Source organism: Desulforapulum autotrophicum HRM2 (genome assembly GCF_000020365.1).
Taxonomy (GTDB): Bacteria; Desulfobacterota; Desulfobacteria; order Desulfobacterales; family Desulfobacteraceae; genus Desulforapulum; species Desulforapulum autotrophicum.
The window spans coordinates 1292077-1317170 of sequence record NC_012108.1 but is presented as its reverse complement, the minus strand read 5'-3'; the positions used below and the strand labels follow the sequence as shown (position 1 = coordinate 1317170).

At 49.9% G+C, this 25094-nt stretch carries 27 protein-coding genes; 11 read left to right on the top strand and 16 right to left on the bottom strand.

The annotated features are described in order from the left end of the window. The first annotated feature begins 4 nt into the window (after positions 1-4). The gene (locus HRM2_RS05750; protein WP_015903064.1) at positions 5-1000 is read left to right on the top strand and encodes a DUF3187 family protein; all 996 of its coding nucleotides are present in this window, start codon (positions 5-7) and stop codon (positions 998-1000) included. A gap of 45 nt (positions 1001-1045) precedes the next feature. Here HRM2_RS05750 and hypE read toward each other — a convergent pair whose 3' ends face one another. The 6 genes from hypE to HRM2_RS05720 all read right to left on the bottom strand — a co-directional run bounded on the left by hypE (position 1046) and on the right by HRM2_RS05720 (position 6843). Next, complete coding sequence (hypE, locus tag HRM2_RS05745; RefSeq protein WP_015903063.1) at positions 1046-2056, bottom strand: hydrogenase expression/formation protein HypE; 1011 nt, start codon at positions 2054-2056, stop codon at positions 1046-1048. 189 nt (positions 2057-2245) lie between these two features. Then, the gene (hypD, locus tag HRM2_RS05740) at positions 2246-3334 is read right to left on the bottom strand and encodes a hydrogenase formation protein HypD (protein ID WP_015903062.1); all 1089 of its coding nucleotides are present in this window, start codon (positions 3332-3334) and stop codon (positions 2246-2248) included. After that, the gene (gene hypF / locus HRM2_RS05735) at positions 3335-5644 is read right to left on the bottom strand and encodes a carbamoyltransferase HypF (RefSeq protein ID WP_041273681.1); all 2310 of its coding nucleotides are present in this window, start codon (positions 5642-5644) and stop codon (positions 3335-3337) included. A gap of 9 nt (positions 5645-5653) precedes the next feature. Then, positions 5654-5890, bottom strand: a complete 237-nt coding sequence (locus HRM2_RS05730; protein ID WP_015903060.1) for a HypC/HybG/HupF family hydrogenase formation chaperone — start codon at positions 5888-5890, stop codon at positions 5654-5656. Between the two features lie 129 nt (positions 5891-6019). Further along, positions 6020-6502, bottom strand: coding sequence for a hypothetical protein (locus HRM2_RS05725; RefSeq protein ID WP_015903059.1), 483 nt, complete (start codon positions 6500-6502; stop codon positions 6020-6022). A 29-nt stretch (positions 6503-6531) separates the two neighbouring features. Continuing rightward, the gene (locus HRM2_RS05720; RefSeq protein ID WP_015903058.1) at positions 6532-6843 is read right to left on the bottom strand and encodes an IscA/HesB family protein; all 312 of its coding nucleotides are present in this window, start codon (positions 6841-6843) and stop codon (positions 6532-6534) included. Positions 6844-7077: 234 nt separating this feature from the next. Between HRM2_RS05720 and HRM2_RS05715 the strand changes: the two genes are divergently transcribed. Continuing rightward, positions 7078-7386 (top strand): hypothetical protein, encoded by a 309-nt coding sequence (locus tag HRM2_RS05715; RefSeq protein WP_015903057.1) that lies wholly within the window; start codon positions 7078-7080, stop codon positions 7384-7386. A gap of 73 nt (positions 7387-7459) precedes the next feature. Further along, the gene (locus tag HRM2_RS05710) at positions 7460-8785 is read left to right on the top strand and encodes a radical SAM protein (protein WP_015903056.1); all 1326 of its coding nucleotides are present in this window, start codon (positions 7460-7462) and stop codon (positions 8783-8785) included. A 74-nt stretch (positions 8786-8859) separates the two neighbouring features. Here HRM2_RS05710 and HRM2_RS05705 read toward each other — a convergent pair whose 3' ends face one another. Next, complete coding sequence (locus tag HRM2_RS05705) at positions 8860-10164, bottom strand: NupC/NupG family nucleoside CNT transporter (RefSeq protein WP_015903055.1); 1305 nt, start codon at positions 10162-10164, stop codon at positions 8860-8862. 688 nt (positions 10165-10852) lie between these two features. Here HRM2_RS05705 and HRM2_RS05695 point away from each other — a divergent pair. Next, a complete protein-coding gene (locus HRM2_RS05695) occupies positions 10853-11347 on the top strand; it encodes a hypothetical protein (RefSeq protein ID WP_148214567.1) in 495 nt (164 codons plus the stop codon). Positions 11348-11450: 103 nt separating this feature from the next. On the opposite strand, the gene HRM2_RS05690 is transcribed toward HRM2_RS05695, so the two are convergent. Then, positions 11451-12302 carry a 50S ribosomal protein L11 methyltransferase gene (locus HRM2_RS05690; protein ID WP_015903053.1) on the bottom strand — a complete coding sequence of 284 codons (852 nt, stop codon included), beginning with the start codon at positions 12300-12302 and terminating at the stop codon, positions 11451-11453. A gap of 214 nt (positions 12303-12516) precedes the next feature. On the opposite strand from HRM2_RS05690, the gene prmA reads away from it, so the two are divergent. After that, positions 12517-13428, top strand: coding sequence for a 50S ribosomal protein L11 methyltransferase (prmA, locus tag HRM2_RS05685; protein WP_015903052.1), 912 nt, complete (start codon positions 12517-12519; stop codon positions 13426-13428). A gap of 4 nt (positions 13429-13432) precedes the next feature. Here prmA and HRM2_RS05680 read toward each other — a convergent pair whose 3' ends face one another. Genes HRM2_RS05680 through ftsE form a run of 5 tightly spaced genes read right to left on the bottom strand, consistent with a single transcriptional unit; the run spans position 13433 to position 18659 of the window. Next, positions 13433-14551 carry a divergent polysaccharide deacetylase family protein gene (locus HRM2_RS05680; RefSeq protein ID WP_041273073.1) on the bottom strand — a complete coding sequence of 373 codons (1119 nt, stop codon included), beginning with the start codon at positions 14549-14551 and terminating at the stop codon, positions 13433-13435. 2 nt (positions 14552-14553) lie between these two features. Continuing rightward, positions 14554-15924, bottom strand: coding sequence for a S41 family peptidase (locus HRM2_RS05675; RefSeq protein WP_015903050.1), 1371 nt, complete (start codon positions 15922-15924; stop codon positions 14554-14556). Position 15925: 1 nt separating this feature from the next. Next, a complete protein-coding gene (locus tag HRM2_RS24975; RefSeq protein ID WP_232364205.1) occupies positions 15926-17020 on the bottom strand; it encodes a murein hydrolase activator EnvC family protein in 1095 nt (364 codons plus the stop codon). Between the two features lie 56 nt (positions 17021-17076). Continuing rightward, the gene (gene ftsX / locus HRM2_RS05665) at positions 17077-17958 is read right to left on the bottom strand and encodes a permease-like cell division protein FtsX (RefSeq protein WP_015903048.1); all 882 of its coding nucleotides are present in this window, start codon (positions 17956-17958) and stop codon (positions 17077-17079) included. Positions 17959-17972: 14 nt separating this feature from the next. Then, positions 17973-18659 (bottom strand): cell division ATP-binding protein FtsE, encoded by a 687-nt coding sequence (ftsE, locus tag HRM2_RS05660; protein WP_015903047.1) that lies wholly within the window; start codon positions 18657-18659, stop codon positions 17973-17975. A 281-nt stretch (positions 18660-18940) separates the two neighbouring features. Here ftsE and pyrE point away from each other — a divergent pair, with 281 nt between their 5' ends. Further along, positions 18941-19495: an orotate phosphoribosyltransferase gene (gene pyrE, locus HRM2_RS05655; protein ID WP_015903046.1), complete on the top strand. Its 555-nt coding sequence runs from the start codon at positions 18941-18943 to the stop codon at positions 19493-19495. A gap of 52 nt (positions 19496-19547) precedes the next feature. Here pyrE and queD read toward each other — a convergent pair whose 3' ends face one another. After that, positions 19548-19931 (bottom strand): 6-carboxytetrahydropterin synthase QueD, encoded by a 384-nt coding sequence (gene queD, locus HRM2_RS05650; protein WP_015903045.1) that lies wholly within the window; start codon positions 19929-19931, stop codon positions 19548-19550. A 45-nt stretch (positions 19932-19976) separates the two neighbouring features. After that, positions 19977-21077 carry a molecular chaperone DnaJ gene (gene dnaJ / locus HRM2_RS05645; RefSeq protein ID WP_015903044.1) on the bottom strand — a complete coding sequence of 367 codons (1101 nt, stop codon included), beginning with the start codon at positions 21075-21077 and terminating at the stop codon, positions 19977-19979. Between the two features lie 152 nt (positions 21078-21229). Between dnaJ and ubiE the strand changes: the two genes are divergently transcribed. Then, positions 21230-21928 (top strand): bifunctional demethylmenaquinone methyltransferase/2-methoxy-6-polyprenyl-1,4-benzoquinol methylase UbiE, encoded by a 699-nt coding sequence (ubiE, locus tag HRM2_RS05640; RefSeq protein ID WP_232364204.1) that lies wholly within the window; start codon positions 21230-21232, stop codon positions 21926-21928. A 14-nt stretch (positions 21929-21942) separates the two neighbouring features. Here the strand turns inward: ubiE and HRM2_RS05635 are convergent, their stop codons facing one another. Then, the gene (locus tag HRM2_RS05635) at positions 21943-22557 is read right to left on the bottom strand and encodes a TIGR04211 family SH3 domain-containing protein (RefSeq protein ID WP_015903042.1); all 615 of its coding nucleotides are present in this window, start codon (positions 22555-22557) and stop codon (positions 21943-21945) included. Between the two features lie 340 nt (positions 22558-22897). Here HRM2_RS05635 and gspG point away from each other — a divergent pair, with 340 nt between their 5' ends. From gspG to HRM2_RS05615, 4 genes are read left to right on the top strand one after another with little or no spacing between them, the layout of a single operon-like run. Further along, a complete protein-coding gene (gene gspG, locus HRM2_RS05630; protein WP_015903041.1) occupies positions 22898-23341 on the top strand; it encodes a type II secretion system major pseudopilin GspG in 444 nt (147 codons plus the stop codon). Positions 23342-23357: 16 nt separating this feature from the next. After that, complete coding sequence (locus tag HRM2_RS05625; protein ID WP_148214566.1) at positions 23358-23939, top strand: pilus assembly FimT family protein; 582 nt, start codon at positions 23358-23360, stop codon at positions 23937-23939. Position 23940: 1 nt separating this feature from the next. After that, a complete protein-coding gene (locus HRM2_RS05620) occupies positions 23941-24336 on the top strand; it encodes a type IV pilus modification PilV family protein (protein WP_041273071.1) in 396 nt (131 codons plus the stop codon). Further along, on the top strand, positions 24284-25090 hold the full coding sequence (locus tag HRM2_RS05615) for a prepilin-type N-terminal cleavage/methylation domain-containing protein (RefSeq protein WP_015903038.1): 807 nt from the start codon (positions 24284-24286) through the stop codon (positions 25088-25090). The genes HRM2_RS05620 and HRM2_RS05615 overlap by 53 nt, the downstream gene beginning before the upstream one ends. Positions 25091-25094: the final 4 nt, after the last annotated feature.

Below are 25094 nucleotides of genomic sequence, written 5' to 3'. Positions count from 1 at the left end.
ATAAATGAAAAAATCCATAATTCTACTGATTTGCCTGACCACAACTGTATGTGCGGCCGAAAATTCAACCGACCGCAACTACGGAATGGGTATCCTCAACATCAGTTCCCAATCCATTGCACAGAGTTTCAGACTGACACTGCCCCTTGTCATACCCGGCGATATTAAATCCGGTTACCAGGCAATTACCCAGGCCACCTGGACCAACATCTGGGCCCAAGAGAAAAGCTACCTCCTGGATTATGAAATGTTCAGCACCACCCTTGGGTTTAGCTACGGATTCAACCAAAACCTGGGAGTGGCAATCATGGTTGACTCCCACACCTATTTTGGAGGCAAGATGGATGGTTTTATCCAGGGGTTCCACGATCTTCTGAATATTGACCAGAACGGCAGGGCCGACTATGCCCATGGCAGGGCCGTCATCACCCGATTTGATCCGGCAACAGGTGCCCAGACCCACCAATACTCGGCCCACGACCTCAACAACAGCGGTTTGAACCTGCTGGTCAACTATACCTTCAACCACAGCAACCCCCACATGCCTGGAATCAATCTCTATGGGGTTGCCCGGTATCCGCTTCAAACTGCAGAACTCATCCACCCCCAAAAAGGAATGGATCTTGGTATCGGACTCGGGTTGTCAAAAAAGTGGCAAAAGGATTTCTACACCTATGGCGTTTTGGGTTATACCCTTTACAAGGACCAAAAAGACAGGGAAAATCGCCCTATTGAATTAAAGGACCAGCAGTTCACCGGTCTGTTTGCCATGGCCTACACCCTGTCCGAAAACCTGGCTCTGCTTGCCCAATACCTTTACTCCACACCCGTGATTGAAAAGATCCACGGTCTTGACAAGGCTTCCCACGAAATTCACCTGGGCGCCAAGTTCCGAGTGGGCAAAAAAAGCGTCATGGACATTTCCATTATCGAAAATATCATTACCATGGACAACAGCCCTGATTTCGGTATTCATATGGGGTTAAATTTTGGATTCTAAACGACAAGTCACAGGGAATGGCGTTGTCTTTTTTAAAATCGTCGTTTAACAGATCCGGGGAAGCTGTTCACCCGTGAGCATGTCAATGATCCTGGAGCCGCCAATAACGGTTTCCAGAAACACCCGGCCAGGGTCATCCGCCACAACCTCACCAATGACGGCGGCATCAATCCCGAACTCGTCTTCTCGTATGACATCAAGCACCCGTTGTGCATCCTTGGCCGGAACAAAGGCAAGGAGCTTTCCCTCGTTGGCAAGGTAGAGGGGATCAAACCCCAGGAGTTCACAGATGCCGGCAACCTCTTTTTTTACGGGCAGGTCAGACTCCATGATGCGCATACCCACCCCTGACTGGGAGGCGATTTCGTTGAGGGTGGTCCCGACACCGCCCCGGGTGGGATCACGCAACACATGGATATCAGCACCCGATGCAATCATTTTTGCCACCATGTGGTTCAACGGCGCACTGTCCGTCTTAAGGTTTGAATCAAAGGTCAACCCCTCCCTTGAACTCAAGACCGTTATTCCATGGTCGGCAATGGTGCCGCTGATGATGATTTTATCCCCGGGTTTTGCCATCTGACCGGAGACATTTACACCGTCGGGAATCACCCCGATGCCCGAGGTGTTGATGAATATCTTGTCCGCCTTGCCCCTGGGGACCACCTTGGTATCCCCAGTCACAACCGTGACACCGGCCTTTTTGGCAGCCTTGCCCATGCTGTCAAGGATCACCTTTAAATCCCGGGTGGAAAAACCCTCTTCAAGGATAAGTCCCACGCTCAAAAAAAGCGGCTTTGCCCCGCACATGGCGATGTCGTTGACCGTGCCGTTGATGGCCAGGTCCCCGATGTTACCCCCGGGGAAAAAAATGGGGTCCACCACATAGGAGTCTGTTGAAAAGGCAAGCCTGCTGCCCTGGATATCAAGTTCAGCCCCGTCGTCAAGCCTTGCCAGCAGCGGATTGTCAAAGGCCGGTAAAATCATGTCAGCGACCATGGCGTGGGAAATCTTTCCCCCGCTGCCATGGTCCAGTACGATCGTCTCTTCTTTCATTTTTCTATGAACACCTCTTAAATGTTTTTAAGGGTCATGGAAATTTTAAAATGTGCCAAACCAACGCCGGATTTTTGCCTGGTTTCAAGGCGCGTCAATGGGAGCATATTGAAATATGTGCGCATTGACGTAACGCTGAAAGCAGGTAAAAAGACAAGTTGGATGGTACATTTTATTGTTTCCATGGCCCTAACCCTGGTACCGGTAAAAAGCGGCACATGAACCTTCGCTTGAAACCATGCACGGCCCCACAGGATGGGCCGGGGTACAACTACGTTTGTAAAGGGGACAACTCTCCGGCGTCCTGAGCCCCATGAGAATCTCGCCACAGGCACACCCCTTGGGCTCACCACTGTCAACCACCTTAAGATCAAAACGGCCCAGGGCGTCAAACGAGGAAAAAGCAGGCTTCAAGGCCATACCGCTTTGGGGGATGACGCCAATGCCCCGCCAGGTTGCGTCACAGGGCTCAAACACCCGGGCCATGATCTCTTTTGCCTTCATGTTTCCCTCCTCTGCCACGGCCCTGGCATAGGCATTTTCAAGGGCAGGCGCCTTGGATTCATACTGTCTGGCAAGCATGAGAACGGCCGTTAAAATATCCACCGGTTCAAATCCGGCAATGACCGAGGGTACCCTGTAACGTTCAAACACCTCTTTATAGCCGCTGGTTCCCGTAATCACCGACACATGGCCGGGCAGCAGAAACCCGTCAATTTTAACCCCTGGAGTTTCCATGAGCGCACCAAGGGCTGCAGGGGTTGTCTTGTGGGCCGAGTGGATGGAAAAATTGGAAATATGCCGCTGGTCTGCCATGAGAATGGATGCAGCCACGGTGGGGGTGGTTGTCTCAAACCCCACGGCGCAGAAGACCACCTCCCTGTCCGGATTTTGTGCCGCAATCTCAACAGCGTCAAACACCGAATAAACAATCCTTACATCACAGCCCTTTGCCTTTTCCTGCTGAAGGGACGATACCGTTCCCGGCACCCGCATGAGGTCGCCAAAGGTAGTAACAATGGTATTTTCAAAGGAGGCAAGGGCGATAAAACAGTCAATATCCCGCTGGGAGGTGACGCACACTGGACATCCCGGTCCCGATAACAGGGTGATCTGCCGGGGCAGAACCGATCGTATCCCATGGCGGAAGATGGACATGGTGTGGGTTCCGCACACCTCCATGAGGCGCATGTCATGGGTTGCAATTTTTTTTATGGCCCCTGTGATCTGTCGTGCAAGCTCACCGTCCCTGTACTCATGAACATGTTTGATACTCATTTAAAATTCCTCTTTAATCCTTTTTATTGCACCTGCAACGACTGCCTGTCCAAGGGATATGCCCCCGTCTCCACAGGGAACCCGGGTGTGGGAATAGACGGTAAACCCAAGGTCCCTGAGACCGTCTGTCATTTTTCTTAAAATAATCCGATTGTTGAAAACACCGCCGCTCAGCACAGCCGTGGTAATGTGGGCCTGTTCGCCGACCCTGGCTGCAGACCGGACAAAACTGTCAACCACGGTGTTGTGAAACTTACTGCCCAGGTTGGGGATGGAGAGCCCCAAAGCAAGGTCGTCAACTATCCCCAGGATTGCCCGGGAAAAATCCATGACAAGCATGCCTGTCTCGTCCGTCTGAATATCAATCTTATACCCCTTGTCATCTTCTGCTGTGGAAAGGGCTTCAAGGGCCATTGCTGCCTGGCTTTCAAATGTGACATGATGCCCAAGGCCCAGAATTGCCGCAACGGCGTCAAAAAGCCGGCCACAGCTGGAGGTCATGGGGCAGTTGATCCTTCGATCCATCATCTGGATCAAAAACGCAATTTTTTCCGGATCAATTGTTCGTACAAGGGGAGTATCAAGATCGGCAACACCAGGTCCCAGGCAGTGGTAGAGCCAGGAAATACCCATTCGCCAGGGTTCTGTGGCGGCTTTATCTCCCCCAGGCATGGGAACCGAAAGAAGATGTGCCCTTCTCTCAAAACGGTCCAGGGTGCAGGTGAGGATTTCACCCCCCCAGATCGTATTGTCCGTACCAAGGCCTGTTCCGTCAAGGGTGACGGCAACCACCGGTTCATCCAGACCGTTTTCAGCCATGCACGCTGCGGCATGGGCATGGTGGTGCTGCACGCCAATGGTTTCAACCCCTTTAAGGGCGCGGGCATAGGTTGTGCTCATATACCCGGGATGGAGATCATGGGCAACAATGCCAGGCCTTATATCAAGAATAGTTTTCAGGTGATCAACGCTCTTCTTATAGAATTCAAAGCTCTTTTCATCGTCAAGGTCTCCGATGTGCTGGCTCAAGAAAGCCCGGTTCTCCTTTACAAGACAGACCGTACTTTTAAGCCCGCCACCGCAGGCAAGCACCTGGGGAATCCTGTGTTTAAGACTCACCGGAAGGGGGGCATACCCCCGGGAACGCCTCAGGAATCGTGTGCCCTTCTGGTACTGAACAATGCTGTCGTCGGCCCGGAAATAAATCTCCCGGTTATGGAGAAGAAAAAAGTCCGCAATGTGGGCAAAGGCAGAAAGGGCATCATCATTGTCAATGGAAAGGGGTTGCCCGCTCCTGTTACCGCTGGTCATGACAAGCATTTCCGGCCCTGTCTCAAACAGCAGGTGGTGAAGGGGGGTGTAGGGAAGCATGATCCCAAGTCGCCTGTTGCCGGGGGCAAGACCGGATGCAAGGGGCCGCCCCCCCGGGTCCGTGCATTTGTATTTTTCAAGGAGCACAATGGGTCGGTGAAAGGCGGTGAGAAGCGCCTCCTCCGGCTGGGTGACCTTTGTATATTTTCTCAGGGTTTCAAGATCCCTGGCCATGAGGGCAAAGGGTTTGTGGGGCCTGTTTTTCCGGGTCCGCAAGGCCATGACAGCGGCCTCGTCAAAGGCGTTTACCCCAAGGTGGAACCCGCCAAGGCCCTTTACGGCAACAATGGCTCCCTGGTTCAAATGCTCGCCTGCGGCGGTTATGGCCCCCTTGTTCAAAAGGACAACACCCCTGTTGTCAGTGAGCCAGACATGGGGACCACAGACCTCACAGGCATTGGGCTGGGCATGGAATCTGCGGTTCAAGGGATCGTCGTACTCTGCCTGGCAGTCCGGACACATTGTAAATTCGGCCATGGAGGTCTTGGCTCTGTCATAGGGCAGGTCCTTGATAATGGTATACCGGGGACCGCAATTGGTGCAGTTGATAAAGGGATATCCATGGCGCCGGTTTGTCGGGTCATTCATCTCATCAAGACAGGCCTGGCAAACAGAGACATCCGGGGAAATGAGGGCAGATCTTGGCTGGTTGGACGAGGCGCTGGTAATGATTCTGAAATCATCATACCCCCTCACCCCTGTGGGTTCAACGTTGACGGTAGAAACAATGGCCAGGGGGGGACCGCTTTCCTTGATCTTTTTACAGCAGGGGGCGATATTATCCGGGTCACCCTCCAGGATCAGAGTCACGCCCTGGGCCGTATTCAACACCTCTCCCTTGAACCCGTAAGCGTTTGCAAGCTGAAATAAAAAGGGCCGAAATCCGACCCCCTGGACAACCCCGGTAATTTCCACCCTTACCGCCGCCCGCCTGTTCATCAGGGTCAATCAGTCCTCGTCATCCCTGGTGACAAACCGGACCATCTCCCGCATATCCTCAAGGGTCTGCCGGGCAACATCCTCATCAATGCGCTCAATGGCAAATCCGGCATGGACAATCACATAATCACCGATTGCCGCATTATCGAGAAGCATGAGGCTTGCCTCCCTTGTAACTCCGTCCACATCAACCGTAGCAACGTTTTCTTTTATCTCAACGATCCTTGATGGTACTGCAAGGCACATATCTTTTCCTGAAGTTAGGGTTTATTAAAACCAAAATGCAATTTTTGATTATACCAGCATACCCCATATGATCAAGGATTTTAATTAGACCCCCGGCCAAGGGTAAAAATCAGCACCCCCCGGCCCAGGTTAGGGAGAATTGACAAGTCCCTGGAACAGGGATCTCAAAATTTTCTGGGGAATTTGATGTTCAGGAAAGAGCCCCAACTGTTCAGGGGCAGAACAGGGGGTGATTTCAGATCTGGCACAGCTGTTTGATTTAACCCTTAAACGTTCCATGACTGCCATTAGTCCTGGGATCTTAAAATTCCTGTGTTTGTCCATCCAGGTGTCGCATCTGTCATGGCTTCCCACAAACAGGACATAAAAGTTTCTTCCATCCTTAACACAAACAAGACGGAACCCCTTGCCAAGGTCGTACTTCAGACAATTTTTAATCCTGGCATCACCGTGTCGGGTCAGTTTGCCTGCCCTTGCAGGTTTCGTCCCAGCAACCAGAGCTTTGATGATGGCATCGGCCTTTTTTGCGGCAAATGCATTGACGTTTTCCATCTGCTTAAATTCATCAAGTTGATTCAGAAGCCTGGAATGGACGTGGACATAATCAATCATATTCACCTTCCATCGTAGGGTAGATTCTGCTATGAACAGCAGGATCCCTTGGATCCACAGGACGAACATCCTGATGAAAGCTTCAGGCTTGATTCAAGCTTGAACCCATTGTTGCTGTAATCAACCAGAACCGGTTTGGCTTGATCAAAAAGTTTCTGGTCCATAACGTACTCAACGCCCTTATATTCAAACACCTTATCCTTTGGCGTTTTTTCATCCACGGCCATGGCAAGCTGGGCTCCCCCACATCCGTTGTTCAAAAAAATACGTACGGATTTACTCTCTTTTCCCTCAAAATATGCCAGGACCTGATCCTGAGCAGCCAAGGTGACATCGATCATTGTATTCTCCTTTATGCTTGTTAAGTATTGTTTGTATTTTTTACAGGAATCTGCCCTGATAGACAAATTGTTAATATGGATAAAAAAGTCCCCATCCATTGATCTGCCTGATACCAGAGCAGACAACAGATCTTTCAACTTGATTTAACAGTTAGGTATGCTAAAAATACAAAAGTACTACCATTGCCCCGCGGGGCACAACAGCATCATTCAACCCAGAGGGAGAATAATAGAATGAAAAGGTTTCAAAAACCGATTTTAATCTTCATGGCAGCAGCTTTGTTTACCGTGACAACCTTCACCGTCCAGGCCTTTGCCGGGACACAAACAAAGGCTCCGACAGCAGAGGCCATGGCTGCCGACCTGCTTGTACTCAAGCCCCTGGGATTGGTCACCACAGTCCTTGGCATTGCACTCTACACCGTGGCACTTCCCCTGACCGCATGGTCCAGGGAAAGAATGGATAAGGCAGAACAGCGATTCATTATCGACCCTGGCGTCTACACCTTTGTCCGCCCCCTGGGAGAATTCAGCGACGACTGACCGACAAAAAGAAATCCATGACATTTAAGGTTCTGTCTGGTATAAATTCCCCCTTAAATCAAGGAGGGAAAAGATGTCCAAGAAACACCGAGAAAAGACGGAAACTGCCGTCTTCCTGGAACCTGTAGTGGCCAATGCCCAGGGCGAGATCTTTGAGCTGGCAGGTTATGGAGCCGTTGCCATGGCGGGCCAGGAGCCGCTAATTCTGACCCGAAGCCATACCATTGATATGCCCTTTGGCAGCGAACTCATGATGCTGCCCGACAGACAGCCCATGGTGTTCAATCTTGAGACCGATCAATTTGAGACCCTCCAGGAAAACCCCTACGTCCCTGGAGAACCCATCTTTCCAGTTGCCGTTTTTAACTCACCCGGCAATGTAAATCAGTATTTTTGCGCCTATGACGCACCAGAGGCAGAGAACCTTCTGCCCCTTTTCTCCTATGGTGCTGTGGCATGGGACGGCAACAGGTTCAGATCTGCAGCCCTTGAAATAGACAAGGAGCCCCGTCAGGACCTAAGGCTCATGCCAAGGGAAGGCGTGGAAAAGGGGGTGGAGAAAATGCGCACGGCCTATCCAGACAACAGGCTCATGCGCCACCTAGAACGCTGCGGCCTCGAATATGGATGTCCCGCGGCTAAAAACTTTTTCCTCGGCCGGTTTGAAGCCCCCCTGCCAACGGCTAGGACCTGCAATGCCAACTGCCTGGGCTGTATTTCGTTCCAGGAAGAAAACAACCTTGTGGCCTGCCAGGAGCGAATCACATTCACCCCGTCCCCCACCGAGATCGCCCAGGTGGCCCTGGAACATATCAATAAAACAGACAACAGCGTAGTAAGCTTTGGCCAGGGCTGCGAGGGAGACCCCCTGACAGCATTCCATGTGATAGAACCTGCCATTGAAATCATCAGACGGGCAACAGATCGTGGCACCATCAACATGAACACCAATGCCGGTATGCCCGACCGTCTGGAACGGCTGTTTACAGCAGGTCTTGATTCCGTTCGGGTCAGCATGAATTCAGTTAGGCAAACCTGCTACACAGCCTACTTCAGGCCCAAAAGCTTTACATTCTCAGATGTTGTAAAAAGTATTGACACGGCCGGAAGCATGGGAAAATTTGTTTCAATCAACTACCTGAACTGCCCCGGGGTAACGGATTCAGAGGCAGAATTTACCACCCTGAAAAAATTTCTTGCCAACCATCCCGTCAAGATGATTCAGTGGCGAAACATGAACTTTGATCCCAGGGCCTATTGTGCCATCATGGAGACGGCCGGGGGCAAGAGTCCCACCCTTGGCATGGCCTTCATCATCTCGGAGCTGAAACAGCTGTTTCCCCATCTCATCCACGGCTATTTCAACCCCCCCAAAGAACGATTCACCATTGCACCCTAGAAAAAATCTGAAATTTAATGGGAATCGGAGAAAACCTTATTTAATTCGGCCTTAACATGGAACCGGGTAGCCCATTACCCCAGCAGAATACTGGCGTCACTATAAAAAGTTCCGGCAATGCATGCCGTTAGCAGACACGCCAGGGTCGCTGCAATCAGCGCCTTGAATGCCACCTTTGAGATATCAGCCGTTCTTGAAGGTGCCAGGGCTGTGATGCCACCCACAAAAATGGCCATGGAAGCCACATGGGCAAAACCGCACAGGGCATAGGCTGTGATCACGGCCGATCGTGGATGAATCAATGCCTTGGTTACAATGGCCACAGACAAATCCTGGTATGCGGTAACCTCTGTCAAAATCAGACGTTCCCCGATGATTTTCGAGATCACGCCGGCATCTTCAAAGGGGATACCGATGATCAGGGTAAAGGGATAAAAAAAATACCCCAGCAATCCCTTGAGGGACCAGTCAATACCTAAATGAAGCCACTGGTTGATGTAAGTTCCCATGCCGACAAGTACCATGTCCAGCAGAGCCACAAGTCCCAGCACCGCAATAAGCAGCGCCACAATGCTGAAAACCACCTTAAGACCGGCAGCGGCCGAGTTGATAATGGCTTCAAACAGGCTGGCCTCTTTTTCATAGTGGATGTCCACGACCTGCCCCAGTGTATCGGGTATTCCGGTTTCCGGAAACAAAATTTTGGACATGATCAGGGCAGCCGGGGCAGACAAAAAAGAAGCTGATATCAGGTGCCCGGCAATGGACGGGAAACTCGAATAAAGGGTAAATACGTAAAACGCCAGGACATTGGAGGCAACTGTCGCCATTCCAGCCGTGAGAATGGTGCACAACTCGGATGGGGTCATCCGTTCAAGATAGGGTTTGACCGTAAAGGTCGATTCCACACCCACAAAAATATTGCTTGCCGCACACAGGGCTTCAGCGCCAGAAATCCGCATCAGACAGGTGAACAGTTTTGCAAACTGCTGAATAATCAAGGGCAGCACATTGTAATAGTAGAGAATGGCCACCAGACTGGAAAAGAAAATAATGGTGGGAAAGGCCTGAAACGCCAGGATAAACCCCAGGGATCCTTCAGTGCCCGGGGGAGAGGCAAGGCTGCCGAACACAAATTTGGCCCCCTCCCCTGCCGTGGACAACACCCGTACAGCCAGGTCATTCACACCCTGGAAAAATGTCACCCCTGCCGGCACCACAAAAATGAACAGGGCAAAGACGACCTGAAGGCCCAAGCCCCAGCCGATCAGGTGCCAGTTGGGTTTTTCCCTGTTTTGAAAGAATAGCCGTGAAATACTCCAGGCAATGAATAACAGGATAAATATCCCGGCAAAGCTGACCCAATTGTAAAACGCCATCTGTTTCTCCCCTGCTTTCCAATAACCGGCATGGCCGAAGCATGGTATAGGCTCTGACCACAACGAATGATACACGCCTCTAATTACAATGCTTCGGTAAAAATTTCATATAACCGTCATAGCCGGAGTATGGTATCTGTTCCGGCCGTTCAAATTGTGAGAATCCTATCCCGATTTTTTCTATCTCCCAAAACCCCTTCTTTACGATTTCTGCCAATGAAAACCCCAATGGCTCGGTTCCTTTACCCATGGATAACAGCCATCTCCATATTAACCAGTTTCGGTTTTTTGACCTGTGGAATCATAAGGCTGTCCGGTGCAAGCAAAGCTGAGCATATCAAATCACTCTTTATTGTTTCAATTTTAATTGCTGCACTGCTGATTGGTATGGTTCTCCAAAAAAGAAAGGAATTCTATCAGATTAGATTTGGGGGGTCAATTTTAGGTTGTAAATTCTAACTTAAGCCATCTTTTCGACAATATGGTTACAAACTTGGTTTTTTGGCTGAATTTTATGGCACTATACAATTTCAACTCTTTAAATTCAAATATTTGGCGCTTTGTTTTTAACAAAAGTGCATTATCGTGCCATAATAACCACTTCATAAAACAAGGTGCCAATAATTATGCAGGAGAAAAAGACCAGGTCCTAACACCCGGGAAAAAACGTGAACAACAGGATCAAAAGATGAGAGATGGTATAAAAAAACAGACCTTGGCAGACAACCAAGACACAGCCCCCCTTTCCCAGACCCGGGAACTGCTCAGAGACATGATTGGGGAACTCCTGTTCCGGGGATGTGAGGAGGGGCATAAACTCATCCGCCAGGCAGGAGAGTTGCTGCCGCAGTTGAAAAAACTGGAAACGCAATTGGCAGGGGACGGCCTGCCCTCTCCTTCATCCGACCCAAAAATGCCTGTCCCAGTAGCACCGGAAAAACTGCATCAGCTGAGTGCGGAAAGGGTGTCCGACTTGAATCTCTCGGATCTGTCGGCAGAAAGGCTATCTCCCTACTCAAGAAAAGACCTGGCCGAGGCAGCCTTTACCTTTGAAAACCAGCTCATGGCTCTTTTAGAAGATGGCAACACCATGCCATGGGAAACCTATGCCCATGCCCCGGAAGAAGAGTTGATACGGATCATAAAATCTGCCGTGGAAAACATCTGCCGGCTCAGGTGCTAATTGATCACCTGAGCATGGGCTATGACTATTCTGGATCAAGTGATTTTTGCAGGATAAAAATCTCTTAAAGAAGCCCTCAAATACCTTGACACTGGGCAGCAGATCAAGGGGCAGCAGGGAGCCCCTTGCCAAGAATAGTGGTCCACACCCCGTCGGGACAGGCGGTTTCAAGGACAGTAGCCCCGCTATTCCCCAAGGAATCAAGCACTTTCAGGGCCTCGCTTCTTAAGAGCCCGGACAGAATAAACCAGGGTTTTGCGAGAAATCCCGGGGTGGTGATGAGGTCCTTCATCACGTCATAGTGGATGTTGGCCACCACAAGATCGGCCAGCATTTCAATGTAATCTTCTCCCCTTGCCTGGATGGGAAGAATTCGATCTTCAAAATGGTTTATCCGAACATTGTTAAGGGTTGTCTTGACCGCAAGCAGGTTGAAATCAAGGGCAAGCACCTGCTCACACCCAAGGGCTGCTGCCCCAAGGGCAAGAAGCCCCGTTCCCGTACCTATGTCAATCACGGTGTTGATCGGCTGGCTTACAAACAGCGCTTCCATGTGAACAAGGCATGCCTCGGTGGTGGGATGCCTGCCTGTTCCAAAGACCACCCCTGGATCAAGGAGGATATGACGGATACCAGGCCGGTTCACAAAGGGAATCTTCCAGGGCGGTGAGATGCACAGGCTGCCCGTGGTATAGGACTCGATGGCTTCCCCGTGCCATTGTTCACCGCTCATCTGGTACGAATCCACCAGGGTCAGACGATTATCAGCCGCCACAAATTCTGCCACCGCCTGGTCTGCGGCCGACGAGAAAAAAAGGAAAGATGACCCCTCCTCACACCAGTTGCCGATAAAGCCGAAGTCATCGAACCCGTTTGGAATCAGATCAGGGGTACCCTCAAGATAGTAGATATAAAGGTTCTCATAGGGGTTGACGTTAAAATTTTCAAGATCCATCAAATGGTTAATTCCTCCAAACAAATGTGGTCACGGTCTACCTCCATCTCTTTAATTGCAAAATCCGATTCAACTGGGCTTACAAGTTGCCTTGCAAGCCCCTGGGTCTTTCGCTCAGGGGTTGTTGACTCACCGACGATACCCTGATAGAATTATTTTAGTTTTCTTTGATACCCAAATACACCCAACAAATCAAGAATAAGAGTGAATTCCCATGAAATGGATACATGTTAACGCCCGTTTTGAAGCTGATGATATGGCCCTTGCAGAAGAGCTTGTCGCGCAGATTTTTTTTGACCTTGACCTCAAGGGAGTGGTGTGCGAAGTGCCCCTTCCTGAACCGGATGAAGGGTTTGGAAGCAATGCCCTTGCACAACCGGACACCCATTCAATATCCGGTTATCTCCCTGACCTCTCCACATCTGACCTGCTTTTTGCCGACATAAAAAAAAAGGCCGATGCCCTTAAAGGGATTAACGTCACCCTTTCCACCCGAATTGTTGACGACCAGGATTGGGCCGAGTCCTGGAAAGATTTTTTCTTTGTCACCCGGATAACAGATACCCTGGTGATCCGTCCCAGCTGGCGCGAATTTGAACCAAAACCAGGGGATGTTGTCATTGATCTGGATCCGGGCATGGCCTTTGGAACGGGGACCCATGAGACCACGGCCATGTGTCTTGCCCTGGTTCAGGAGCAGATCACACCGGGGGCCTCGTTTCTGGACGTGGGAACCGGTTCCGGAATCTTGATGATTGCAGCTGCAAAACTTGGCGCAGGCACCCTCAAGGGCCTTGACAACGACGAGGCTGCCGTCCAGATCGCCGGGAAGAATCTTGAACATAACCGCATCTCTCCCCAGTCATTTGAAATCCGCTGCACCACCCTTGACCGTTATCCCCATGAAAAATTTGATCTGGTGGTGGCCAATATCCTTGCCGAGGTCATCATCAGCATCCTGCCCGAAATACACTCAAGGCTTGCCCCCGGGGGCCGGGCCATCCTGTCCGGCATTATCATTGCCTGGGAGGAAAGGGTAAAGACAGCCCTTGAAGACAACGGCTTTACCCTTGTCAAAACCACCACCCAGGGGGAATGGGTGGCCTTGGTGGCAGAACTGGTGTAACAGGCTATCCCGGAATCGCCACCAGGGCGGATGCCGGGACAATTCGTATCTTCTTTTTCAGCCGTTCCATTTCCGACTTAAGGGTCAGGTATGTGGCTCTGTAGGGATGCCCGATGCCAATGGCCGTTCCATGACGTTGGGCAACCGCCAGCAACTGGGCCAGCTGTTTTTTGATATAGTCTGCATCCTGAACATTATCCAGGAACACATCCCTCTGGGCAAAGGGAATCCTCAAAAGCCTGGCAGACTGCCGGCAGAGGGATCCCTTTGCCGTGAGGCTGTCAATGAAAAAAAGATTGCGCTGCTTCAGAACGGTAAAAATCTGATTCATCTGGGGAGAAAGGGAGGTCATCCGCGATCCCATGTGGTTGTTGACCCCTGCAACAAAAGGAATGATGTCAAGGTCCAGTCTAAGCTGGTCAAGGAGTTCGTCCGGTGTCATGGTCGATAAAAGAGCACCCGGCCCTGGGTCAATCTTTGGGTACTCCATGGGCTCCATGGGAAGGTGAAGAAGGGTCTCTGTCCCCCGTTGATGGAGTAACAGGGCAATGGCCTTTGCGTGGGGGGCGTAGGGCAGGATGGAAAGGGTAATATGGGGATCCAGCCCCGAGATGGCCAGGGATATCTTTTTGTCAAATCCGATGTCGTCAATGATAATGGCAACCCGTGGGGTCTTATCCTGCAGCACAGGCGGAACCGCAGCGGGTTCCGGCCTCTGTTTCGGCGTTTCATCGGAATCATCAAACACTTCAAACACCGGATGCTTCCGGGATGTTGTCGCCTTTTTATCCGGCTTTCTGGAAGGCTCAGGCTTTATGGAAACACGTTTCTTTGACTGGACAGGCTCGGGTTCCGGCCTGTCAGGCGTTGTCCGGGCAACAGGGGCAGCCTCTCTTTTAGCCACAGGCCTGCCCATGTATAAATCGGCAACCATTGCAAGCACGGCCACCACGCCGACAAGGACGATAACCGCCGTTGATATTTTTTTAAACTCATTGGCAATGGAGATCTTCCCGGACGCTCTGCCACGGGCGGCCTTTGTCCCCTTTTTCACCGTTTTTTTCACCGTTTTTTTTGCAGCTTTGCCGGTGCTTTGCTTTGCCGTCTTTTTCTTTACAGCCATGCCTAATCAGTACCAACAACGCCCTGGTTCAAGGTGTTGAAAATCCCATAGCTGACAAGGATGTCCAATGCCCGCTGTACCTGGGTATCATGGTTGAGCCGGTCAAGGCTGATCAATCCCTGGGCAGGAGTTGCCGGATCCGTTTCCTTGCTCTCAGTTCCCGGTTTTTTAGTCACATTTTCAGGTTCCAGGTGGTTTTTCAGATCCTTTTCCCGGATCATCCTGTCAAAGGCGGTTTCAGCCTTTTTCTCCACCTTGTCCTCCATGAGGGAAAAAGGCACTTCAATGTCAGGCTTGATCCCTTCGGCCTGGATTGACCGGCCGCTTGGGGTGTAGTATCGGGCAATGGTATACTTTAAACCGAATCCGTCCTTGAGGGGTTTTACCGTCTGGACCGACCCTTTGCCAAATGAAGTGGTGCCAAGGATCAATGCCCGCCGATGATCCTGGAGGGCACCGGCAACGATTTCCGAGGCACTGGCGCTTCCACCGTTGATCAGAACAACCATGGGATAATGTCGTGGTTTTAAATTTGGATGGGCCTCAAACACCTCGGTATGCTGCTCCAGCCGGCCCTTGATGGAAACAATGATGCCCTGATCGAGGAAAAGATCCGACACCTCGTTTGCCTGATTTAAAAGTCCGCCCGGGTTATTTCTCAAATCCACGACCAGCCCTTTGAGGGGAACAGGCCCTGACTCAAGTTCCTCCAGGGCCTTTTGCACATCCTCTGCTGTATTGGCTCTAAAATTAGTAATCCAGACATAGCCGATGCCCGGTTTGAGGGTGGTACTCCTGACGCTCTCCATTGGAATGATGTCGCGTTTTAAAGCAAAATCCAGGGATTCAGGCACGCCATCCCTGACCACGGTGAGGGTAACCGTCTCTCCCCTTGGCCCCCTCATCATCTTAACGCTCTCCCACAGCGCCATGTCCCGGGTGCTCACGCCGTCTATCTTAACAATCACATCCCCGGCCATTATCCCGGCCTGGTACGCAGGGGTCCCCTCAATGGGAGAAATAACCACAAGGATTCCGTCCTTCATGGTGATGACAATGCCGATGCCGCCGAATTCTCCCTTTGTATCGTCCTGGAGCTCGTCAAAGGCCTCGGGCGGCATAAAGGTGGAGTGGGGATCAAGGCTTGATACCATCCCCTTGATTGCGTTCTGAATCAGCTTTTCACTGTCCACCGGGTCAACATAGTTGGCCTCAATCTCCTCCAGAACCTCGGAAAAAAGCTTTAACGACTGATAGGTTTTCTCATCCCCGGCCATGGGGGAACTGTAGAAACCCGCTCCCACGATTAAAACAAGGGCAAATGCAATCACAGGCAGCCACAGCCTGATTCCTTTTTTTACTGTCTTGAACATTTCACGCTCCTTTTTTGAGCCATTTCATTGGATCCACCGGTCGTCCATGGTGCCTCACCTCAAAGTGAAGGCAGGTCCCTTTGATGGATCCAGTATCGCCTGCCAATGCAATAACCTCGTCAGTATCAACCCGTTCGCCTTTTTTTTTGAAAAACTCTTCAACATGGGCATACAGGGTATAAAAATTATCTCCATGGTTGATAATCATCAGGTTTCCATACCCTTTGAGCCATTCGGCATATATGACCTCGCCCTTAAATACCGATCGTACAGGGTCACCCTTGTCTGCCCTTATATCAATTCCTGCCTCAAATGTGAAGGAGGAGTAGTTACTATTCCGGGAAGGTCCATAGGGTGTAATGATGGGCCCGTTCACAGGCATCCCAAGACGACCCTGGAACAGAGAGAACCCTTCCTTGTTCCCAGGGGGGCCAGCCTGGAAAACAACCATTTTTTTTCCAAGTGCTTCTGCCGCCGCTTTCAAGGATGCAACAGCTGCAAGCCCAAGTCGTTTTTTCTTTTGTATTTCCTCGAGAATGATTCTTCGTCGTTCACCCTCCTTTTTCTTGACTCGCATCTGTTCGACAAGGCTTGCCTCAAGTCGTTGTTTCTCCTTTTCCAGGGCAGAAAATTCCCGGGACTGGGCAGCCAGGGCTTCCATGTCCGCCATATGACGGTCCATGAGTTCAAAGTCCTGGGCAAGAATTTTTTCAAGGGCGTTCTGCTGAAGAAAGAAATCAAACATGGAGTCGGGCATGGAGGTTAGTCCCATCCGCCCGATCATCTTCACCTGGTAAAGCGCCCTGAGTCTTGTCCCCACATAATCGCTGTTTTTATCAATGGTGGCGGCCAGGACTTTTTTCTCGTCCATGACGCTGGACATCTGGGTTTTAACCGTTTGCAGATCCTTTTTCACATCAGAAATGGCAGTCCCCATATGATTAAGGGCCACCTCTATCTCGTTGAGCCCCTCAATCATAGCAGTCTCTTTTTCGGTGAACGCCGCAACCTCACTCTGCTTTGCCGCCATCTTTTGACGAATCTGTCCGGCCTCGCTCCTTGAAACGTTCTGCACGCCAGTCGTACTCCCTTCCATGGCAGGACAGGGCAAAACCCAAAGTACAACGATTACAACCAGAACAGGGATGGGGTTTAATATTTTAAGAACTGTTTTAACGAGAAATAGCATCCAAGCCAACCCAAAAAGGCACTGCCAAAAATTATAAGCACCCAGTATTTGAACGACAAAAAGTGCACCTCGAACATCATTTTCGAAGCCACGTCATTGCCAAGATTTGAAGATATGGCAAAAAAAGTAACCCACAGGATCAAAAGCCCTGCAATCCCGCCAAGGGTTCCCTGGATAAGCCCCTCAATATAAAAAGGGGTAACGATGAAACGGTCTGTTGCACCCACAAGACGCATGATCTCGACCTCCTCACGCCGGGAGTAGAGGGCAAGACGCACGGTGTTTGCCGTGATAAAAAGAGCAATCATGAAAAACAGGCTGCTCATGGCATAGCCTGTAATCCTGAAAAGATTAAAAAAGACCAGAAATCTCCCGAGCCAGCGCTGGCCATATTCCACGCTTTCCACATGGGGCAATTTTTCTACAGCACCGGCAAACCCGGTAATGCCGTCCCATTCAAGGGCATCACCATTGATTCTTATCTCCAGGGCATGGGGAAGGGGATTCTTCTCCAGGGTTTCAAGGAAAGCGCTTTCTGTGCCCATCTCAGTTTTAAGGGAGACAAGGGCCTCCTCCCTTGAAATAAAACGAACCTCCCGGGTGTCATCCATGGCCTTTACACGAGCCGTAAGCTCTGGAACCATTGACGGGACAAAATCATCATCAAGGTATGCCACAACCTTCAATCCCCTGTTCCAGGAATTGATCACCCGGTTTACATTTTCAAAGAAAAGGGCAAAGGTGGAAACCACCAGAATGGACAGGGCAATGGTCACAATGGTGATCAGGTTCAGAAACCGATTGGAGAGAATGTCTGAAACGGCACGCCTGAAAAAATAATTCATGGATTTTCCCATTTTTAGAGCATTCTTGCCGTTCCAGCAAGAACGCCGTCAACAAGGGAGATACTCCTTGCCCGGACAGTACTGCTGATCAGTTGGATATTGTGACTTGCAATGAGAATGGTCGCCCCCCTGTCATTGTACTGCATCAGATAATCCAGGACCATCTGGGCAGAACGGTTATCCAGACTGCCCGTGGGTTCATCGGCAAGGATGATCCTGGGATTGCCTACAACGGCCCTTGCAATGGCAACCCGCTGCTGTTCGCCACCGGAGAGGGATGGGGGAAAGGCATTGGCCTTATCGGCTATACCCATGGTTTTGAGAACCGTCATGACCCGGTTTTTAATCGTTAACTGCTTTACACCAGCCGCCTCGAGGACCAGAGCCACATTGGCAAATACGGACCTGTTGGGAATGAGTTTGAAATCCTGAAAAATCACGCCGATCCGTCGCCGGAGAAAGGGTACCCGGTCGTAGGAAATCCTGTCAATGTTCATGCCGTCAATAAGGATCTGACCTTGTGTGGCCCTTTCTGCAAGGTAAATCAACTTCATGAGGGTCGATTTACCTGCACCGGATGGACCGGTTACAAAGATAAATTCACCAGCTGCAATATCCAGGGAAATATCCTTGACTGCATGCTTTTTGCCATAACGTTTGGATACGTTAAACATTCTGATTATTGAATCTTTGTTCTCCATCACATCCTTTGTTCAGAATTGCCCAAAGCCGCCAGAGCAGAATTGACTCAGGCAGAATTTACTGGTATAACTTCCCCGTTGTCAAGGAGTGCTGCAAAACAGTTTTCCTTACACGGGCCTTCACTGAATCCCGCATGTCGGCTTCTTCCTTCAGTGAAGGCTTTTATATGAAACTCTCTTCAAAGCATCATCAATTACGGAGTTTCAAATTTTGTTGTGGCCGGAGGTCATACTTTGCTCTGGCCATGCCGGTTATAATCAAAATAAAAGGATAAAATCAAATGAAAAAAAGAGTCCTGGCACTTCTCTCGAAAAAATCATTTAAATACAGCGATACCCCCATATTTACCCTTGCCTCGGGAAAAACCAGTTGTTTTTACGTCAACTGCAAGCCAGTCACACTAAGCCCTGAGGGGATGTTTCTTGTGGGGAATCTCATATTTGACGCCATAAAGGACTCACACTGCACAGCCATTGGTGGCCTGACATTCGGGGCAGACCCCATCGCAGTTGCAACGGCCTTTGCATCCCACCTCAAGGGCCACCCCATCAAAGCTTTTTCCATCCGGAAAGAACAAAAGGATCATGGGGTGATCAAATGGATTGAAGGGGATGTGGAGCCCGGAGAAAAAGTGGTAATCATTGACGATGTTGCAACCTCAGGCGGATCCACCCTCAAGGCGGTGGAAAGGGCAATGGACGAGGGGTTAGAGGTGATAAAGGTCATCACACTCATTGATCGCCAGGAAGGGGGGATTGAAAACATCAGGCGGGTGGTCAAAGATACATCGGCCATCATCACCCGGGATGACCTCATGGCCTTTTCCGGGCTATAGGAGACAAATTTGCTACTGTCCCCATCTGCCTCATTCAGCCCCCCTATCTGCCTCATTCAGCAGGCAGGATATATGTGGCACAGGCATTGGCCGATTCCCAGGCAGAAACCCGTGAAACCCTGACCGGCGGATGAAAACCTTTTAAACTGGGCTTCAGCCGGTTGGCAATGTAGATGGCGATCTGCTCGGACGAGGGTTGAACATCGGCGAACGCATCTAACTCATTGAGGTATTTGTGATCAAGCTCCTTCATGATCTTTCTGACAAAGCCTTTTATAACTCCAAAATCCACAAGCACCCCTGCCTCATTCAGTTGTTCTCCGGCCACATACACCTCAACATCCCAGTTGTGGCCGTGGAGATTTTCACATTTTTCTCCAACCATGGCAAGTTTATGGGCCGCTGCAAAATGGGTTTTCACCTTTAACTCAAACATCAATCCCCCTATTCCCAGTAATGCACTGGAAAATTCAAATTTCACTTAAATACTTTTAAAAAGATTTCTCAGCCGGTTGGATATTTTTTTTGAGTTAAGAGTGTCAAACTCCTGGAGAAGACCCTCCTGCTTCTTGGTAAGCCGTGTCGGCACCTTGATATCCACCTGAATGATCTGATCCCCCCTACGCCCGGACCGAAGTGAGGGTATTCCCTGGCCCTTGAACCTGAAGGTCTCCCCATACTGTGTGCCCTTGGGAATTGTCAGCGTCCGTTCACTCTCCAGGGTCGGAATGACGATCTCTGCCCCCAGGGCCGCCTGGACAAATGATATTTCCACCACGCACAGAACGTTGGTGTTGTCCCGCTTGAACAGCTTATGGGGCTCCACCCGGATAAACACATAAAGATCACCCTTGGGTCCGTCGCCCACACTGGCTTCACCTTCACCGTTAAGCCTGAGCTTGGAGCCGTTATCCACACCGGCAGGCACCTTTACCGTGACACGTTTAGAGACCTCCACCCTGCCTGCACCCACGCACTTGGGACAGGGATGGGGAATTGACTTACCTTTACCCCGGCAATAGGGACAGGTGGTTTTCACCTTGAAAAAGCCCTGGCTCTGGATAAACTGTCCGGACCCCCGGCACTGGCTGCAGGTCTCAGGCTCTGTACCTTCCTTGCACCCTGAACCATGACAAAGGTCACAGACATCCAGTTTACGAACGTCAATCTCCCGTTCAACCCCAAAGGCTGCCTCCATGAACTCCAGAGTCATATCGTATCGAAGATCTGCGCCCCGTTGCACCCGGGCACCCCGGCCGCCCCGGTTACCCCCAAAGCCAAAGAAATCCTCAAAAATATCTCCAAAGCTTGAAAACACGTCATCAAAATTTCCAGAACCGGAAAAACCCGAGTTTTCTAGACCCTGGTGGCCGTACTGGTCGTAGATCGGGCGCTTTTTATCGTCCGACAGAACCCCATAGGCCTCTGAGGCTTCCTTGAATTTGTCTTCAGCCTCCTTGTTCCCCGGATTCTTATCCGGATGAAACTTCATGGCAAGCTTCCGGTATTTTAATTTTAATTCATCTTTTCCAGCATCCCTTGAGACGCCAAGAATTTCATAGTAATCTCTTTTTTCCGACATATTTCCTGCGTTAAGATGCTGCCCCTGGCTGCTGAAGCTTAAAGGCAACTCCTTCCATTAAAGATTGAAATTTCAACTGCAATATGCTACCCATACCTGCTTTACAAAATTAACATAAATTAACTCACAAATCAGGATTGTCAACGATGAATATGGAGCTTGATTTTATCCGGGAAATGTTTGACAGCATTGCACCGAAATATGACTTTTTAAACCGTTTCCTGAGCCTGAGACAGGATGTTCGCTGGAGAAGGGAAATGGTCCTGGCAGCAGAAATCCCTCCAACAGGGCTTGTTCTGGATGTTGCCTGCGGCACCTGTGACGTGGCAATGGAGGCCAGAAACCAGACCGGAGATGCAGCCTTCATCATTGGCACGGATTTCTCACCAGGCATGCTCACCCTTGGTCTGCAGAAACTCAAAAAAAACCGGCGTTTTGCCACCATTCCCCTTGTGTGCGCAAACGCCCTGGCATTGCCCTTTCAATCAACACACTTTGATGCCGTCCTCATCGCCTTTGGCATCCGCAACATCATGGACAGGAAGGGGGCACTCAAGCAATTTCATGATGCCCTGAAACCCGGCGGAAAGATGGTTGTTCTTGAGCTTACCGCACCTGAACGAGGACTCTTCCGACAGATCTACCTCTTCTACTTCAAACGGATACTGCCTGTCATTGGAAGTCTTTTTTCAAAAAACGCCGGAGCCTATCATTACCTTCCAGCTTCGGTGTTGAAATTTCCCTCCCCTAAAAAATTTTCCCAGATAATGGTCACCGCTGGATTTACCGATGTGCGATGGAAACCCATGACCTTTGGCATTGTTACCCTTTTTGCCGGGACAAAAAAATAACACTGTCCAGGGGCCTATAACAACGAGTTTCTCTTTTTCTTTCTGGCACTCATACCGAGGAGAATACCGACAAAAAGAACACCAGCCCCGCTCAGAAACCACTTGACATCCTCGTTACCAAGGCTTTTCTCAAGGGCTGCATTGCGCGCCTCCTGATCCTTGTACGCCTTTGCAACCTTTTCATATTTCTCCTTGAGGATCAGAAAGTCGGCCGACTCTTTTTTCAACAAGGAATAGGAATGATCAAGGGTTTCAAACTTGGCCTTGATTCCAGCCAACTCAGCATTCTCAGCCTTGACCTTTTCAATGACCTCGGACAACGCTGAATTTTCGCTTTTGAGTCTATCAGCAATCAGGGTCTTCGGCACCTCAGATGTCACATAACGGGTCAGCACCCACCCATCTTTGCCATCGACATTGCGGACATGGGACCAGCCGTCACCACTCTCGATAAGCTCAAGGTTGTCACCGGATTCCAACATGGCTATAATTTTATGTTCAACCCCCGGCCCTGTTCGCATGGTTATTTTCATGATCCCCTTGACATAGACCGTCTCCCCAAGGGCAGTGCCGCAAATCAATGTGGAGAGGATCAGAATAAAAATTGTAAAGTTCAGTGTTGATTTCACGTTTTTCTCCTCGTTTATTGCATTTCCTCTGTACAACCAATTGACACATTTATTAACATTGCCTGAGAAATTGATCAATACTTATCAGAACACGGCAGGGGAAATTGCCCGATCATAGAATCGGGTCAAATATTAGGGCTGTTTTCCCCTTTCGTTCTTTTAAAGCAGTAAAAAAATCGCACCATTCTGTTTCTTTCAATAAACAGCAGGGCAACTATATTTCGATGCTGAATAGATACGCAAACCTGATTATTCAGCAACAAATAAATAGCAAAGATATAAAATATATCGTATAAAAAATGCTACAGGTTGGTTTTTACCCATCAAGATAAGGATTCATATGAAATTGCTGAAAACAGACACAAGGGGCTTTACCCTGATCGAGCTTATGGTTGTAGTGGTAATTCTGGGAATTCTGGCAAGTCTTATCGTACCAAGACTCATGGGAAGAACGGACGAGGCAAAACAGGTCAAGGCCCAGGTGGACATCGCAACCATTGAGACGGCGCTCAAGCTTTACCGGCTGGACAACGGCAACTATCCCTCCACAGAACAGGGGCTGATGGCCCTTGTGGAACAGCCCACATCTGAACCGGTTCCTGCAAAATGGAATGAGGGCGGCTACCTTGAAAAGGGGAAAATGCCTAAAGATCCCTGGAGCAGGGAATACCTCTATCTGTGCCCGGGAGTCCATGGTGACTTTGACATTATCTCCTATGGTGGTGACGGAACTCCTGGGGGAGAAGGCAAGGACAGTGACATCAATAGCTGGGAACTTGAATAACCGGCATGGCCGAAGCATGGTATCAGCTCTGGCCGCAACGAATGATGAAAGGCCTCTAATTGCATTGCTGCTCTATGACTTTCATAGGAAAAAGCGTTCAAAAGAGAGTGGGTTTACCCTGATCGAACTGATCATTGTTCTGGTCATAACCGGGATTGTTCTCTGGTTTGCCCTTCCAAACTTCCAGGCGTTCAACCCCTTTTCCCCGGCGGACAACGTTCTTGGAAAAACAGTTCAGCTCATTGACCGATTAAAGATACAGGCCATGACCACGGGCAGGGATTATGTCATGCATGTGGACGTTGCACAGGGTCTGATCTGGGTCTCACATGATGCAATGGATGAAAACCAGACCGATGAGGCAAAAAACAAGGGTATTCAATTTTCAGGCGACACCATCCTCTCGGGTGTCGAGTATCCCCGGGCTTTGCCCAATAACACGGACGAATTTGTAATCCGGTTTTACACGAAGGGGTATTCAGACATGGCCTTGATCCATTTAACGGATGGTGATGAGGATATAACCCTTGTCATCGAACCCTTTCTCACCAATGTTGAGCTTAAAAAAAGGATCATCTCCTTTGACCAATGCATCTAACATGGAAAAAGGAAACACCGTCAAGGGCTTTACCCTTCTTGAAATATTGGTGAGTCTCTCCATTATTTCCATTGTATTTGTCTCTTTGTTCAAGATGCAGTCTTCAAACATTCTACTTGCGGAACATGGACGATTCAACTCAACGGCTCTGCTTCTTGCAAGACAGGCAATAACCATTTGCGAACGCAGTCTTGAAGAAGACTCAACCCTTGAAGGGGATTTCGGAGATAACTTTCCAGGGTATCAATGGCGTGGGGAAGTCTCTGAATACCAAACCTTTGATTCATCCCTTATTTCGGAAACTTCAGCCAAACAGCTCAAAAAGATAACGATCGAAATTCTGCATGGGAAAGACGACTTCACCCTCACCACCTGGAGATACCTTGGTCCGCAATAACCGGCATGGCCAGCTCAGGGTTTCTGCCTTGGTCACAACAAAATCTAAGATCTTGCCGAGGATTACACATCAATGGGCGTTTCAGATAAAAGGGTTCACCCTCATGGAAATTCTTATTGCCGTTGTGATCTTCGGCGTATTGATGACCACCCTTTTCACCGCATTCAACTCGTTCATCTCATCCACAACAGCGGTCTCCCGGACACTAACAGAGGACGAACGGGTGAGGACTCTGCTGGACATCCTGGAAATGGATCTCAACGCCCTGTACATTACTCGTCCCCCGCGGTACGTACGTCCCGAGACCACTTCAGACGGGGATCTGTTCAGTTTCAATGGGGTGCAGGAAGAAATCTCAGGCATTTCGATTTCACGGCTTGGCTTTGCCTCTCTGAATCACCTTACCTTTGGACCCATGAACCATCCAGGCGTGGCAAAAATCATTTATTATGCAAGGACCAATGAAGAAAATGAAAATGAAATCGATCTGTGCCGGTCAGACCTATTAAGGCCCTTTGACGACCCGGGGGAAAGCCCCTGTGACCCCGTGCTGATCCGCAACATTCAAGGCTTTGAATTAAGCTACGTTGACGCCGAAGGCGACGAACAGACCGACTGGGACTCGGAATCAAGCACCTTTGGATACACGGTTCCCTTGTCTATAAAATTAAAAATCACCCTTAAGACACAAGGATCTCCAAAGATCGTTCAGACAGAAATTCCCCTTGTTGTTTCAAGGCAGCCCCTGGAGTGACACC

What these genes read in the sequence shown, in the direction of transcription:
- HRM2_RS05725 (WP_015903059.1), bottom strand. Translation starts at nt 6,502, where the DNA reads ATGATTGATTATGTCCACGTCCATTCCAGGCTTCTGAATCAACTTGAT.
- HRM2_RS05690 (WP_015903053.1), bottom strand. Translation starts at nt 12,302, where the DNA reads ATGGATCTTGAAAATTTTAACGTCAACCCCTATGAGAACCTTTATATC.
- hypF (WP_041273681.1), bottom strand. Translation starts at nt 5,644, where the DNA reads ATGAACAGGCGGGCGGCGGTAAGGGTGGAAATTACCGGGGTTGTCCAG.
- HRM2_RS05615 (WP_015903038.1), top strand. Translation starts at nt 24,284, where the DNA reads ATGGGAAAGACGACTTCACCCTCACCACCTGGAGATACCTTGGTCCGC.
- HRM2_RS05625 (WP_148214566.1), top strand. Translation starts at nt 23,358, where the DNA reads ATGGTATCAGCTCTGGCCGCAACGAATGATGAAAGGCCTCTAATTGCA.
- queD (WP_015903045.1), bottom strand. Translation starts at nt 19,931, where the DNA reads ATGTTTGAGTTAAAGGTGAAAACCCATTTTGCAGCGGCCCATAAACTT.
- HRM2_RS05710 (WP_015903056.1), top strand. Translation starts at nt 7,460, where the DNA reads ATGTCCAAGAAACACCGAGAAAAGACGGAAACTGCCGTCTTCCTGGAA.
- HRM2_RS05715 (WP_015903057.1), top strand. Translation starts at nt 7,078, where the DNA reads ATGAAAAGGTTTCAAAAACCGATTTTAATCTTCATGGCAGCAGCTTTG.
- HRM2_RS05695 (WP_148214567.1), top strand. Translation starts at nt 10,853, where the DNA reads ATGAGAGATGGTATAAAAAAACAGACCTTGGCAGACAACCAAGACACA.
- ubiE (WP_232364204.1), top strand. Translation starts at nt 21,230, where the DNA reads ATGGAGCTTGATTTTATCCGGGAAATGTTTGACAGCATTGCACCGAAA.
- prmA (WP_015903052.1), top strand. Translation starts at nt 12,517, where the DNA reads ATGAAATGGATACATGTTAACGCCCGTTTTGAAGCTGATGATATGGCC.
- ftsE (WP_015903047.1), bottom strand. Translation starts at nt 18,659, where the DNA reads ATGGAGAACAAAGATTCAATAATCAGAATGTTTAACGTATCCAAACGT.
- HRM2_RS05680 (WP_041273073.1), bottom strand. Translation starts at nt 14,551, where the DNA reads ATGGCTGTAAAGAAAAAGACGGCAAAGCAAAGCACCGGCAAAGCTGCA.
- HRM2_RS05620 (WP_041273071.1), top strand. Translation starts at nt 23,941, where the DNA reads ATGGAAAAAGGAAACACCGTCAAGGGCTTTACCCTTCTTGAAATATTG.
- pyrE (WP_015903046.1), top strand. Translation starts at nt 18,941, where the DNA reads ATGAAAAAAAGAGTCCTGGCACTTCTCTCGAAAAAATCATTTAAATAC.
- HRM2_RS05705 (WP_015903055.1), bottom strand. Translation starts at nt 10,164, where the DNA reads ATGGCGTTTTACAATTGGGTCAGCTTTGCCGGGATATTTATCCTGTTA.
- gspG (WP_015903041.1), top strand. Translation starts at nt 22,898, where the DNA reads ATGAAATTGCTGAAAACAGACACAAGGGGCTTTACCCTGATCGAGCTT.
- ftsX (WP_015903048.1), bottom strand. Translation starts at nt 17,958, where the DNA reads ATGAATTATTTTTTCAGGCGTGCCGTTTCAGACATTCTCTCCAATCGG.
- HRM2_RS05730 (WP_015903060.1), bottom strand. Translation starts at nt 5,890, where the DNA reads ATGTGCCTTGCAGTACCATCAAGGATCGTTGAGATAAAAGAAAACGTT.
- HRM2_RS24975 (WP_232364205.1), bottom strand. Translation starts at nt 17,020, where the DNA reads ATGGAAGGGAGTACGACTGGCGTGCAGAACGTTTCAAGGAGCGAGGCC.
- HRM2_RS05675 (WP_015903050.1), bottom strand. Translation starts at nt 15,924, where the DNA reads ATGTTCAAGACAGTAAAAAAAGGAATCAGGCTGTGGCTGCCTGTGATT.
- dnaJ (WP_015903044.1), bottom strand. Translation starts at nt 21,077, where the DNA reads ATGTCGGAAAAAAGAGATTACTATGAAATTCTTGGCGTCTCAAGGGAT.
- HRM2_RS05750 (WP_015903064.1), top strand. Translation starts at nt 5, where the DNA reads ATGAAAAAATCCATAATTCTACTGATTTGCCTGACCACAACTGTATGT.
- hypE (WP_015903063.1), bottom strand. Translation starts at nt 2,056, where the DNA reads ATGAAAGAAGAGACGATCGTACTGGACCATGGCAGCGGGGGAAAGATT.
- HRM2_RS05720 (WP_015903058.1), bottom strand. Translation starts at nt 6,843, where the DNA reads ATGATCGATGTCACCTTGGCTGCTCAGGATCAGGTCCTGGCATATTTT.
- hypD (WP_015903062.1), bottom strand. Translation starts at nt 3,334, where the DNA reads ATGAGTATCAAACATGTTCATGAGTACAGGGACGGTGAGCTTGCACGA.